Raw genomic sequence first — 11447 nt, 5'->3', positions numbered from 1 at the left:
GACCTTGATGAAGACCTCCTTGGCCGATTTCGCCGCCGCACGCGACAGCGGGCGTCCGATCCTGCTGACCGGCGGTGCCGTGGTCACGATGGACCCCGCCGTCGCGGACCTCGACGCCGGCGACGTGCTCCTCGCCGGCTCGCGAATCGTCGCGATCGGCCCCGATCTCCTCGCCGATCCGGAGCACGCCGCCGCGGCCGCTTCGGCGCTCGTCGTCGACACTCGTGGGGCGATCGTCAGCCCCGGTTTCGTCGACACCCACCGCCACGCGTGGGAGGCGCAACTGCGTCGCAGCATCCCCGACGTCCGCGACCTCGGCGAGTACGTCATGTCGACCCTCGCCGGCATCGCGCCGAGCTACACGCCGGACGACATGTACGTGGGCACCCGCCTCGCTGCTCTGACCGCGCTCGACTCGGGCATCACGACGATGCTCGACTTCTCGCACAACTCCCGGAGCGCATCGCACTCGGACGCGGCCGTCAACGCCCTCATCGACACGGGAATCCGTGGGGTGCACGCGTCGATGGGCCCGCACTTCGGCGAGTGGGACCGCCAGTGGCCCGCGGACATGGGCCGGCTCGTGCGTGACTTCCACGGGGCCGGGAACGGCCTCGTCACGCTGCGGCTCGCCGCCCTGTCGACGGACGAGATCGCGGGACCGGCTGTCGCGTACGGCCCGGAACTCGCCGCCGTCGCCCGCGACCTCGGCGTCTGGACCAGCATCGACGCGGTCTTCGGGATTCCCTCCTCGGACGCGATCCTGCGCTGGGCCGATATGGGGATCCTCGATCCGACTCTCACACTGATCCACTCGACCGGGCTGACCCGGGACGCCTGGTCCGCGATGGGTGACGCCGGCGTCACGGTGTCGCTCGCTCCGACGTCCGACGCGCAGATCGGTCTCGAAACGGCCGTGCCCGCCATCGACGAGGCCCTCGCCGCCGGGATCCGTCCGGGTCTCGGCATCGACGTGGAGGTCGCGCTCGCCAGCGACATGTTCACCCAGATGCGAGCCCTCCACGCCATCCAGCGGATGCGCGCCACCAATGCCGCCTACGGCACCGAGGAGACCCACGACAAGATCACCACACGCGACGTCCTCGACTTCGCCACCCTGCGGGGCGCCGAGGCCAACGGCCTCGGGGACGTGACGGGTTCTCTCAGTCCGGGCAAAGAGGCCGACATCCTCGTCGTCCGCGCCGACGACATCAACAACATGCCCCTCAACGACGCGGTCGGCACCCTGGTGCTCGGCTCGGACGCGCGCAACATCGACGCCGTCCTGGTCGCCGGGAACGCGCGCAAGTGGGCGGGTTCCCTGGTCGGCGAGGACATCGACGCCCTCCGCGACGAGGTCGTCCGTTCCCGGGACGACATCACCCGACGGGTGGCGAGCCTGTGAACGCCTCGGCCGGGGCGGAGTGAGCGCGGCTCCGGCGCCGGGCGCCGGAGCCGCGGCACGGCCTCAGAGCGCGGGGTAGGCGTTGTCCACCAGCATCACGAACTGCTCGTGGTGCCAGTCGCCGATCAGCGGCGCGTCGGGGAGGGCGCCGGTCGGCCGGATACCGTCCGTACCGGGGGTGAGGGAGCCGTTGGGGTCGCACCGGTGGTCGATCAGCCGGTCGGAGCCCTCGGGCAGGACCGGCCCGCCGGCGCCGTCCGACTCGCCCGGCCGCTTGATCCACAGGTAGGCGTCGACGCCGGGAGCGGGCGCCGCGACCGGCCGGGCCCCCAGCCCCGCGCCCTTCTGGTTGCACTCGGCGCCCCGCGACGGACGCCGGTCGACGCGGCTCTCGTCCACATACGTGTTGACCTGGCCGGAGGTGCTCGCGGCCGTCGGCCGGGCGGGCCCGCCCCAGCCGTTGCGGGAGGTGTCGACGACCACGCCGAGCGAGCCGGGGAAGCCCTTGGCGAGCAGGGCGGCGCGCATCGCGACGGCGTAGCTCCGCTCGTTCAGGTAGGGATTCCAGTCGATGAACCTGCTCTGGAGGATCGGCTGGCCGTTCACGGTCTGATAGGGGTCCGTGAGGAACGGCTCCTCGAGGGGGACGTAGTCCCCGACGTTCGTGGCGATGCCGTCGAGGCTGTTGAGGCCGCCTGTCGTGCCGCGCACGGTGTCGGTGACCAGGGCCGTGAGCGCCGTGAAGTTCGTCTCCCAGCCGGCCCATCCCGCGCTGCCCGCGTCCAGGTACGTGTAGACGTTGTGCAGGGGCGCCAGCTTGTCGAGGGCATACCGGATGCCCGTCACGTACGCGCCCGACGCCGCCGCCTGGTTACACGGGAAGATGCCCGACGCGCCGCCCACGATGAGGTCGATCAGGGCCCGCGGTTCGATGACGGCCGCGACGCGCAGGTTCCGGTACTGCGGCTTGGCCAGGAGGGCGGCGATGGCGTCGACGTACTCGGTCTTGTAGCGGTTGAGGCCGTTGTCCTGCTCGTGCAGCTCGGCATTGGAGACCCGCGACCGGCAGTCGCGGTCCGGCAGGTTGTGGAGCACGAGCGTGATGTAGCCGGCCCCCTGCTCGACGGCGGTGTCGAGGTGGTCCTTCAGCGTACGGGTGACCCCGGCGCCGCCGGTGACGTCCGCGATCCGGTCCAGCCAGACCGCGGTGGGCGTCGTCTTCAGGCCGCGGATCTTCTGCGCGGTCGCGTCGTCCACCTTCACGGCGGAGGACTCGACGTCGGCAGCCCAGCCCGGGTCGACGTACCCCTTGACGCCGGTGAACGGGTTGTCCACCGGCACGTCCGGGCTCGGCTCGACGCTGGGACTGACATTCGGGCTCGGGCTCGGGCTCGTGCCGGGGCCGGCGGACGGGCTCGGTGACGGGCTCGGCGAGGTGCCCGCCACCTGGCAGGGCACGCCGTTGACGGCGAAGTCCGTGGGCGTCGGGTTGCTCCCGGTCCAGGTGCCGTTGAAGCCGATCTGGAAGGAGCCGCCCGAGGCGACGGACCGGTTCCACGGCTCGCTCTTGGCCGTGACCCGGGCGCCGGACTGGCTCCACTGGGCCGACCAGCCCTGCGTGACCCGCTGGGAGCCCGGGAAGGTGAAGGTCAGCGTCCAGTCCGCGATCGGATCACCGCTGTTCTTCACGGAGACGGCGGCCGTGAAGCCGCCCGAACCCGTTCCCCACTGGGTGCTCGTGTAGGTCACCCGGCACGTGACCGCGGCGTCGGCGGATGTCGTGCCCAGGACCGGTCCCGCCACGGCCAGCGCCGCGGCGGGGACGACCGCTGCGACGGCCGTCAGGATCCTGCGGACGGAACGATGGTGGCCGAAGCGCATAGGCGATCGTCTCCAGGGGCGTGGTGACAGGTTCCGGCATGCGGCGCCCGTCTCCGGTGTACGCACGGGCGCCGACGCTCCCAGACTCGGCAATCGCCCGGCTCATGTACACGAATCGCCGAAGTGGAAATGTCCCTTTCCGCGGCAGAAATGCGGGAACCGTATGGCACCTCGCGAAACGTCGTACGGGATCCGCGGGCGGCGTCCGACTGCGGTGAAATATTCAGAGCCGCAGGCCGGGCCGGTCCACGATGCCGGAGGCGAGCAGGGCGGTCGCCCACACCGACCCCGCTCGGAACGCCGGCTCGGGATCACCCTCGAAGTACTGGTCGCGCAGCCACACCATCCGGCTGCCGAGGTAGCGGTAGGTGCGGGGGTCGAGGATGTGGTAGCTCAGGGTGCCCGGATCGCCGCCCCAGTCGAAGCGGACCCCGAGGCCGCGCCGTCCGGCCGCGTCCGCGACGTCCTTGTCGACCACGACACGGGGGATCCTCATCAGTGCCCGGAACATCGCGCCCTCCAGCTTCGGCGGCATGACCACGTGCCGTTCGAGATACAGGAAGATCACACGGAAGGCCCGCGCGTCCGGGGGCTCGGCGTTCTTCCTCACCCCCTCCTCGACCGGCAGGTCGATCCAGTGCCGGTCGCCGCCGACGTGGGCCAGCAGGTCGTCCGGGTCCGTGGGGAGCCGGCGCAGCTTCGCGTCGTACTGCTGGGGGGACAGGTCGTCGTCGCCGGGGTCCGGCGGCACGTCGCTGACATGCATCCGGCCGTCCTCTCCGTAGCCGGCGGTCTGCTTTCCGTCGTAGCGCATCCAGCCTTCCCGCGTCGTGCCGGAATCGTCGTTGGCCTGCTTGTCCAGCGTCCTGGTGTAGTGCCACTGGTCCGGCCGGGGGACGGCCGGTCGCGGCCGCGACTCGGCGACCTCGGCCGCCTGCCGCAGCACGCTCGCGGAGTCGAGTCGTATGGTCGCCGGCCGCGCGACCCCGCCGGGCTCGTGCGGCCGGGTCGCGATCACGACGGACGCGGCGCCGCCGAGGGCCCCGGCGAGCAGCAGCCTGCGGCCGAACCGGGGGAGACGCGACGCGCGGACACCGCGCAGCAGCCGCGCCCTGGCCGGGACGAGCCATTCGGGGCCCGGGTCCGGCACCTCGGCGCGCATCTCACGGAGCAGTCGCAGGTCATCCATGGGAAGGCTCCTCACTTGTCGCGCTGGGGTCGTCGCCGCCGAGTGCCGCGCGGGTCTTCGCCCGCGCCCGGTGTAATCGCGATCGCACGGTCCCCACCGGTATGTTCAGGGCCCTGGCGACCTCCTCGTAGGTGAGGTCGGCCCACGCGACCAGCAGCAGTACGTCGCGGTCGCCCGCCGACAGCCCGGCCAGCGCCTTCGCCAGCCCGCGCTGCGCGCTCTGCGCGGACACCCGCTGCTCCACGCGGTCGGCGTACGGCTCGGCGACCTCGTCCACCCCCGTCCTCGCCAGCGCCCGGTAGAACCGGATCTCGGTACGGCGGTGCCGCCCGATGAGGTTCGCGGCGATGCCGTACAGCCACGGGCGCGCGTCGGGCTGGGCCGGGTCGTAGTGCTCGCGCTTGCGGAAGGCGGCCAGGAACGTGTCGGAGACGACGTCGTCGGCGAGGGACGCGCCCAGGCGGCGGGCGACGTACCGGTGCAGAGCGGAGGCGTGCCGGTCGAACAGGTCCGCGAAGGCCTCGGGGTCGCGCCGGGACCGCTGGATCAGCTCGGCGTCGTCGACGCGGTCGGGCGGTGCTTCGGGGATCACGTGGGGGGCTCCATCCATCCGGCTACCCGCTTTCACCCGCTGCGGGGCAAAGAGTTCGCGGACGGGTGAAGCCTTCCCCGCGAAGGCCGGTTACGGGCGGTCGCTGAAGCAGAGGCAGCCGCCGATCTGGGACGCCACCTCCAGCTGGTCGTAGAAGAGCCGGTGACTGAGGATCAGCCCATCCTCCACGGTGGAGAAACTGCACGATCGCAGGAGGATGGGCCGCCCGGTCGCCTCGAGAACGTCCCCGCCGGGGAAGAGGAGCGGCCCTTTGTGCGTGCCGCTGATCGTGAACTCCGCCGCCACGGTGTCTCCGAACATGGTCACCGACTGCGGCGTGATCACCATGTTGGGGTACGCCTCCAGCCATTGGCTGTAATAGGAGGCGATCTCCTCCCTGCTCTCGGCGATGCCGTCCGGGGCCACGAGAACGGCCCGCTCGTCGAAGCACTGCGCCAGGGCGTCGAGGTCGTGGCGGTTGATGGCCTGTCTCAGCCTGTCCACGGCACGGAGCACTTCGGACATCGGACGTTCCCTTCCCCGACGAGAGCGGCCGTATGGTGCGCCCGCACCGTGACCGGCATGACAGCGTCCGGCCATGGGCGGCATTTTCACGATAACCCAGCTCACACGGCTCTCAGTGGGTCGCGTGAGCCGGTGGCCTTTACTGAGGTGCTCCGTGGACGGGAGTCCTGCCGAGCCGGGCGAGGACCTGGTCGAAGCGGCTGGTCCCCGGTGGGGCGGGCAGGCTCGGCGCGAACGCGGCGCCGGGCCTTCGGCGGTAGCCGCCGTCCGGCACCGCCAGGGCGATCGGCCACGCGGCCTCGGCCAGGTCCGGGTCCGGGACGTAGTCGATCCCGAGTGCGCGGGCGACGTCCCACCCGTGGACCAGGTAGTCGATGAAGTGGAAACCGATCGCCTGCACGGCCGGGAACGGCGCGTCCACTCCCACCTCGGGCAGGACGAACCCGCGGTCCAGCACCCCTTCGGCCGCGAACGCGGCGGTGACACGCTCGGCCGCCGCGGCGTAGGCGCGGACGGGGTCGGGGGCGGGCGGCGCCCGCCACGCGTCCGGGTCGGCTCCACGGCCCTCCGCCGCGGCGGCGAAGCCGTGGTGCTGGGCGGTCATGTGCGCGAGCAGGCCGGCCAGGTTCCAGTCCGCGCAGGGCGTCGGGCGTCCCAGGTCGTCCGGACGCACCTTGGCGACCATCTCGACGCTCGCCCGCACGGCCCGGCGGTCAAATGCCCGGATATCCATCTCTCCTCCAATCGGTAAGCTCCGGCAGATCATATGCACATGCTTATAAATTGTCGATCCTTAAGCTGTGGGGCATGCCCGACCGCCCCGACCTCGCCGCGATGACCGTCCCCCTCACCAGGGCGCTGATCGCCGCCGAGACGCCGATCCTGCGCGAGCACGGCCTGTCCATGTGGGCGTACGCCGTGCTGCTCGGCCTGGACGATCGGCCGGTGCGCACGCAGGCCGCGCTGGCGGAGTCGATCGGCGCGGACAAGACGCGCATCATCCGCGTCCTGGACGACCTCCAGCGCAGGGGGCTGATCGAGCGCAGCCCGGATCCGGGCGACCGCCGTGTCCGGCTGCTGTCCATCACGCCCGAGGGCCGGCGCGTGCGGGACGGCGCTCGGGCGGGCATCCGCCGGATGGAGGAGGCGCTGCTCGCCCGGCTGCCGGCCGGAGACAGGGAGGCGTTCCTGCGGGCGCTGCGGGTCCTGTCGGCCCTGGACCAGGTAAATCCCATTGAACCGTGAGCGGGCCGATGGTTACGGTATGCGCCCGTGTCTTTCCTTCTGACCCATCTGGTCGATCCCCAATCCGGCGCGTCGAGCCGGCGGCTGGCCTGGCTGGCCTCCCGATCCGACGGCGTGCCCGCCGGATCGGCGTACCTGCGCCTGTTCACCACCGCGGGGCGTGAGCATCTCGCCGAGCTCGACCTGCACGTCCACCCGGCCGAGCGCCGCGCCGGGGTGGGCTCGCGCCTGCTCGCCGCGGCCCTGACGGCGGCGCGTGAGGAGGGCCGGCAGTGTGTCACCGCGGAGGTGGCGGCCGGCGCTCCCGGGGAGGCGTTCCTGGCCGCGCGGGGGTTCCGCGCGGCACTGGGCCTGACGTTCACCCGGCTGGCGCCGGCCGACGTCGATCAGGCCGTCCTCGCCGCGGCCCTCGCGGAGCCGCATCCCGGATATCGGCTGGTCTCCTGGGAGGGCGTCGTCCCGGACGAACTGGCCGAGACCTTCGCCGCGTCCCGCCGCGCGATGGACGACATGCCGATGGACGGCCTCGACTACAGGCCGGCGCCCTGGGACGTCGGCCGGGTCCGGGCCGCCGCGGAGGCGGTCGCGCGGCGCGGCGACCTCCTGCACACCGTCGCGGCGGTCGACGAGGCCGCCGGGACGATCGCGGGCTTCACCGAGCTGGTGGTCCCCGGCGACGGGACGGGCGACGGGCAGCACTACGGCACCGGCGTCCTTCCCGAGCATCGCGGACGCGGCCTCGGCCGCTGGATGAAGGCCGAGACGATCCGGCTGGTCCGGGAACGCCACCCGGGCCTCGGCGGGCTGCTCGCCGACACCGCCGACGGCAACACCTACATGCGCGGCATCAACGAGGCACTCGGCTACGTGCCGACGCACCGGACCGTGCACTACCGGTTCGACCTCTAGCCGCCCGTGAAGCCGCGCCCGAGCGGCGGGCCCAGCCGCAGCTGGAGAGCCGGGTAGCGGGGCGCGTCGAAGCCGAGGGACTGGTACAGCTCGATGCCGTACGCCGTGGCGTTGAGGTCGATCGTCCGGACCTCGGTCTCGGTGCGGTACCAGCCGAGCAGCGCGTCGAGGCAGGCCCGCGCGAGGCCGAGACGGCGGCGGCGCGGGTCCGTGCAGATGTTGAAGACGTGGCCGTGCAGGCCACTCGGGTTCGTCGGCCCCGGCGCGTGGGGGTCGCAGGTGCCCGCCGCGCAGCTCACGACCCCGAGCTCCGGGTCGTCCACCACGAACGCGGCGAAGTCCCCCGCATCGCGCAGCCGCCGCCCGAACCACTCCACGGCCGCCGCCCGCCAGGGCGCGCTCTCGTCCCCGGTGTCCGCGCCCATGTCCTCCAGCATCACGGCGCGCAGGCGGACGAGGGCCGCGGCGTCCGCCGCTTCCGCCCGGCGGACCATCCTCCCGGAGATCGTCATGGTGCCCATTGTGACCCGAGGGCTCAGCCGCCGCTCTCCGCGGCGGCCGCGACGTCCCGCAGCCGGCCCATCGCGTGGTAGGTGCCGAACACGTCCATGTAGTCGCGCGTCTCCACGATCTCGCCGTCTCGTACGCGCAGGGTCAGCAGGCCGGTGGCACGGAAGGGCCGGCCGTCCGGTTCGACACTGCCGATGCCCTCCCATTCCCCGGTGACGACCTCGGGGTCGGCCGCCTCGTGGACGACGACGTCGCGGATCTCGGCCAGCCGGACCGGGCTCGCGCCCCACGTCTTCCGGTAGAGGGCGCGGATCTCCTCGCGTCCCTCCAGCCGTGCGGGGAACAGCGGCACGCGGAACGGGAACGTGTGGACGGCGTCGGCGGCGTAGAGACCGGCGAGGTCGTCGGCCGACCTGTCGACCATCGCCCGGTGATAGCGGGCCAGCACCTCGCGTGGGGTGAGCGGCATCAAATTCTCCACTTCGCTCAACGGTTGTTGACTCAACGACTGTAGAGCGAACGGTCCGGCATGGTCAACGCCGGTAGAGTCGTCGTGTGGAGGGGACGCCGACGAGCCGGGCCGAGCGCCGGCGCCGCACGGAGGAGCGCATCCTGTCCGCCGCGCGGGCGATCTTCGCCGAGCGCGGCTTCCAGCGCACGACGATCCGGGCCGTGGCGGCGGCGGCGGAGGTCGACCCCGCCCTGGTCATGCAGTACTTCGGGTCGAAGCAGGACCTGTTCGACCAGGCCGTGCGGATCCCGTCGATCCCGCCGCTTGACGGCGGGCCGGAGCCGGTCGAGGAACTGCTGGGCAGGATCGGCATGAAGATGGGGCCGCTGCCCGAGGCGACGCTGGCGATGATGCGCTCCATGCTCACCCACCCCGACGCCGCCGAGGAGGTGCGCGGCAAGCTCGACGGCCAGGTGGCGCATCTCGCTGACGCCATCGGGGCCGGCGACGCGGAACTGCGGGCCGCCCTGATGGTCAGCACGATGCTGGGCGTGACGATCGCCCACCAGTTGCTCGACCTCACCGCCCTGCGCGGCGCGTCGCCCGAACGGATCGCCGAGGCCCTGCGCCCGTCCCTGCGCGCCCTCGCCGACGGCTGAGCAGGCGCGTACGGCTATGCCTCGCGGGCGTCGAGAAGCTCCTCCCAGTGTTCCTCGGCCCACGCGCACATGGTGTTCAGCGGTTCGATCAGGCTCCGGCCGAGTGGCGTCAGCGCGTACTCGACCCGCTGGACGGGCCCGGAATGGGCCGTGCGCAGGACGAAACCGTCGCGTTCGAGGGCGCGCAGCGACTGGGTGAGCACCTTGGCCGAGATGCCGCGCAGGGGGACGCGCAGTTCGGAGAACCGCCGGGGCCCCTGCTCAAGGCAGCGAATGATCATGCCCGACCACTTGTCGCCGAGCCGGATGGGCATCAGGCCGGACGGGCAGAGCGGATCGAACATGTCCGGGTCGAGAGGTTCGGTCACGGCGATCACGCTAACCGGTGACCCGGAGGTAACCACCCATCCGGATACCGTCCGCTGCGTGACCGGCCGTGGGGCCGGTCCCCTGTGGAGAGGGGCGGACGTGAGCGCGATCGTGGTGTTCGGAGCGGGCGGCAGGGCGGGCCGCGCGGTGGTGCGGGAGGCCCGCGAGCGCGGGCACCGGGTGACGGCGGTCGTGCGCGACCCGGCCGCGTACGCCCTCCGGGAGGGGCGGCCGGGCCCGGAGGCGGACGACGTCGTCGCGGGCGACGTCACGGACGCGGACGTGATCGCGCGGGTCGCGGCGGGGCACCAGGTGGCGGTCAACGCCGCCGCCGATCTGGCCGCTCCGCCGATGGAGTTCTTCCCGGCGGCGGCCCGTGCGCTGCTCGGCGGGCTGGAGCGGGCCGGCGTCCGGCGGCTGATCGCGGTCGGGCTGGCCACCGGCCTGCGGACGGCCGAGGGCACGCTGCTCATGGACACGCCGGGCTACCCGCAGGAGTACCGCGAGTTCTACCTCGGCCACGAGGCGGGCGACGCCGTCCTGCGTGAGGCGGTCACCCCGGTGGACTGGCTGGTGATCAGCCCGTCCGGCGACTTCGACCACGACGGGATCCGCACCGGCGGGTACCGCGTCGCGCCGGGCGACGCCGGGAGCCGGATCTCCTACCCCGATCTCGCGGTCGCCGTGCTGGACGAGGCGGAGCGGCCGCGCCATCACCGCGTCCACCTCGGCGTCGAGCGAATCTGATCAAGGCCGATATCCCTGTGACGGATGTGATTAGAGCGACCTGCGGCGGGCAGTGCGGCTTCCATGGTCATCTCGGCTTCCCCCGGCGCTCGGCGAAGCGAGCACGGGCTCTGTTCCGCCTGCGTCCGTGAGCTGTTCGACCGGGCCGGCCGCCGGTACATGTACCCGCTCGTCTGCTGCGACGACTGCCGGCCGCCGGCCGGAGCGGCGCCCTCCGCCGTCCTGTGCGCCGACTGCGGACGGGAGTGCCGCGGGCCGCACGCCCGTAGGTCCGTGTCCGCCGCGACGGGCTGCGCGGCCTGCGGCCCCGGCCTGCGATGGGAGGCGATCACGGGTCCGGACGCCCTGGCGGCGGCCGTCGCGTCGATAGGGGCCGGGGGAGTGGCCGGCCTGCACGATTTGTTCGCCGACCAGGTCGTCTGCGACGCCAGGTCGGAGCAGGCGCTGGCGCGCATGGACGGCGCGTCCGGACGGGTCCGCGTGCTGGTCCGGAACGTCTCGATGGCCAGGGAGGTGGCCAACCTGGCCACGCCCGACATCCGCGCACTGGTCGAGCGGACCGAGCCCGCCACGCTGGTGCGGCTGCGCGAGCCGGTGCTCCCCAGGGCCGTACGGCGCGCGACGCCCGACGTCGAGCTGTTCCTGCCGCGCACTCCGCTGCAGTATCTGCTCACCGCGCGCGTGGACGGCCCGCTGGCCGTGTGGGACCGGCCGGGCGATCGGGCGGACGAATGGCCGTGCGACGGGACGCTGACCGTGAGCGGGCTGGCACGCGCGGGACGTCAGAGCCGGACGGCGGGGTTGCCCGCCCACCTGGCGCTGGGCGGCGCCTCCCCGGTCATCCTCAGCAAGGAGCCGTCTCCCGTCAGCACCCCGTAGCACGCGGAGGCCGCCGGGCGGTCGACCCCTTCTTCGTCCGGCGGCGCGGCCGTGCCGATAAGTCACTGTCGCACCGGTAGGTAGGC

Annotated in this window: 14 protein-coding genes; 6 read left to right on the top strand and 8 right to left on the bottom strand. The window is 72.7% G+C overall.

The genetic code is table 11. The features are described 5' to 3' along the window. Nucleotides 1-7 precede the first annotated feature (7 nt). Nucleotides 8-1405 carry an amidohydrolase family protein gene (locus AAH991_RS07290; RefSeq protein WP_346224975.1) on the top strand — a complete coding sequence of 466 codons (1398 nt, stop codon included), beginning with the start codon at nt 8-10 and terminating at the stop codon, nt 1403-1405. Nucleotides 1406-1468: 63 nt separating this feature from the next. Here AAH991_RS07290 and AAH991_RS07285 read toward each other — a convergent pair whose 3' ends face one another. The 5 genes from AAH991_RS07285 to AAH991_RS07265 form a co-directional block, all read right to left on the bottom strand. Continuing rightward, nucleotides 1469-3286, bottom strand: coding sequence for a glycoside hydrolase family 6 protein (locus AAH991_RS07285; RefSeq protein WP_346224974.1), 1818 nt, complete (start codon nt 3284-3286; stop codon nt 1469-1471). A gap of 223 nt (nt 3287-3509) precedes the next feature. After that, nucleotides 3510-4475 (bottom strand): CU044_5270 family protein, encoded by a 966-nt coding sequence (locus AAH991_RS07280; protein ID WP_346224973.1) that lies wholly within the window; start codon nt 4473-4475, stop codon nt 3510-3512. Beyond that, complete coding sequence (locus tag AAH991_RS07275) at nt 4468-5067, bottom strand: RNA polymerase sigma factor (RefSeq protein WP_346224972.1); 600 nt, start codon at nt 5065-5067, stop codon at nt 4468-4470. The genes AAH991_RS07280 and AAH991_RS07275 overlap by 8 nt, the downstream gene beginning before the upstream one ends. Nucleotides 5068-5157: 90 nt before the next feature. Next, a complete protein-coding gene (locus AAH991_RS07270; protein WP_346224971.1) occupies nt 5158-5592 on the bottom strand; it encodes a nuclear transport factor 2 family protein in 435 nt (144 codons plus the stop codon). Between the two features lie 139 nt (nt 5593-5731). Then, a complete protein-coding gene (locus AAH991_RS07265) occupies nt 5732-6325 on the bottom strand; it encodes a TIGR03086 family metal-binding protein (protein ID WP_346224970.1) in 594 nt (197 codons plus the stop codon). Between the two features lie 74 nt (nt 6326-6399). On the opposite strand from AAH991_RS07265, the gene AAH991_RS07260 reads away from it, so the two are divergent. Together AAH991_RS07260 and AAH991_RS07255 are read left to right on the top strand one after the other, a co-directional pair. Continuing rightward, nucleotides 6400-6837, top strand: coding sequence for a MarR family winged helix-turn-helix transcriptional regulator (locus AAH991_RS07260; RefSeq protein WP_346224969.1), 438 nt, complete (start codon nt 6400-6402; stop codon nt 6835-6837). Between the two features lie 27 nt (nt 6838-6864). Beyond that, complete coding sequence (locus tag AAH991_RS07255; protein ID WP_346224968.1) at nt 6865-7746, top strand: GNAT family N-acetyltransferase; 882 nt, start codon at nt 6865-6867, stop codon at nt 7744-7746. Here AAH991_RS07255 and AAH991_RS07250 read toward each other — a convergent pair. Both AAH991_RS07250 and AAH991_RS07245 read right to left on the bottom strand, forming a co-directional pair. Beyond that, nucleotides 7743-8258: a GNAT family N-acetyltransferase gene (locus AAH991_RS07250; RefSeq protein ID WP_346224967.1), complete on the bottom strand. Its 516-nt coding sequence runs from the start codon at nt 8256-8258 to the stop codon at nt 7743-7745. The two genes, AAH991_RS07255 and AAH991_RS07250, sit on opposite strands and share 4 nt — an antisense overlap. Nucleotides 8259-8281: 23 nt before the next feature. After that, nucleotides 8282-8725 (bottom strand): nuclear transport factor 2 family protein, encoded by a 444-nt coding sequence (locus AAH991_RS07245; RefSeq protein WP_346224966.1) that lies wholly within the window; start codon nt 8723-8725, stop codon nt 8282-8284. 86 nt (nt 8726-8811) lie between these two features. On the opposite strand from AAH991_RS07245, the gene AAH991_RS07240 reads away from it, so the two are divergent. Then, on the top strand, nt 8812-9366 hold the full coding sequence (locus AAH991_RS07240) for a TetR/AcrR family transcriptional regulator (RefSeq protein ID WP_346224965.1): 555 nt from the start codon (nt 8812-8814) through the stop codon (nt 9364-9366). A 14-nt stretch (nt 9367-9380) separates the two neighbouring features. On the opposite strand, the gene AAH991_RS07235 is transcribed toward AAH991_RS07240, so the two are convergent. Beyond that, complete coding sequence (locus AAH991_RS07235; RefSeq protein ID WP_346224964.1) at nt 9381-9734, bottom strand: winged helix-turn-helix transcriptional regulator; 354 nt, start codon at nt 9732-9734, stop codon at nt 9381-9383. A 100-nt stretch (nt 9735-9834) separates the two neighbouring features. Between AAH991_RS07235 and AAH991_RS07230 the strand changes: the two genes are divergently transcribed. Beyond that, the gene (locus tag AAH991_RS07230; protein WP_346224963.1) at nt 9835-10482 is read left to right on the top strand and encodes an NAD(P)-dependent oxidoreductase; all 648 of its coding nucleotides are present in this window, start codon (nt 9835-9837) and stop codon (nt 10480-10482) included. A gap of 63 nt (nt 10483-10545) precedes the next feature. Then, nucleotides 10546-11361 carry a carbamoyltransferase HypF gene (locus AAH991_RS07225; protein ID WP_346224962.1) on the top strand — a complete coding sequence of 272 codons (816 nt, stop codon included), beginning with the start codon at nt 10546-10548 and terminating at the stop codon, nt 11359-11361. Nucleotides 11362-11447 lie beyond the last annotated feature (86 nt).

It is taken from the genome of Microbispora sp. ZYX-F-249, from assembly GCF_039649665.1.
Classification (GTDB): domain Bacteria; phylum Actinomycetota; class Actinomycetes; order Streptosporangiales; family Streptosporangiaceae; genus Microbispora; species Microbispora maris.
Note: the sequence above shows the minus strand (reverse complement) of the source record. Positions and strands in the feature narration are given on the sequence as shown.

Excerpts from the sequence above, each read along its gene's own strand:
- AAH991_RS07280 (WP_346224973.1), bottom strand. The coding sequence starts at position 4,475 with ATGGATGACCTGCGACTGCTCCGTGAGATGCGCGCCGAGGTGCCGGAC.
- AAH991_RS07245 (WP_346224966.1), bottom strand. The coding sequence starts at position 8,725 with ATGCCGCTCACCCCACGCGAGGTGCTGGCCCGCTATCACCGGGCGATG.
- AAH991_RS07250 (WP_346224967.1), bottom strand. The coding sequence starts at position 8,258 with ATGACGATCTCCGGGAGGATGGTCCGCCGGGCGGAAGCGGCGGACGCC.
- AAH991_RS07260 (WP_346224969.1), top strand. The coding sequence starts at position 6,400 with ATGCCCGACCGCCCCGACCTCGCCGCGATGACCGTCCCCCTCACCAGG.
- AAH991_RS07285 (WP_346224974.1), bottom strand. The coding sequence starts at position 3,286 with ATGCGCTTCGGCCACCATCGTTCCGTCCGCAGGATCCTGACGGCCGTC.
- AAH991_RS07290 (WP_346224975.1), top strand. The coding sequence starts at position 8 with ATGAAGACCTCCTTGGCCGATTTCGCCGCCGCACGCGACAGCGGGCGT.
- AAH991_RS07270 (WP_346224971.1), bottom strand. The coding sequence starts at position 5,592 with ATGTCCGAAGTGCTCCGTGCCGTGGACAGGCTGAGACAGGCCATCAAC.
- AAH991_RS07265 (WP_346224970.1), bottom strand. The coding sequence starts at position 6,325 with ATGGATATCCGGGCATTTGACCGCCGGGCCGTGCGGGCGAGCGTCGAG.
- AAH991_RS07225 (WP_346224962.1), top strand. The coding sequence starts at position 10,546 with ATGGTCATCTCGGCTTCCCCCGGCGCTCGGCGAAGCGAGCACGGGCTC.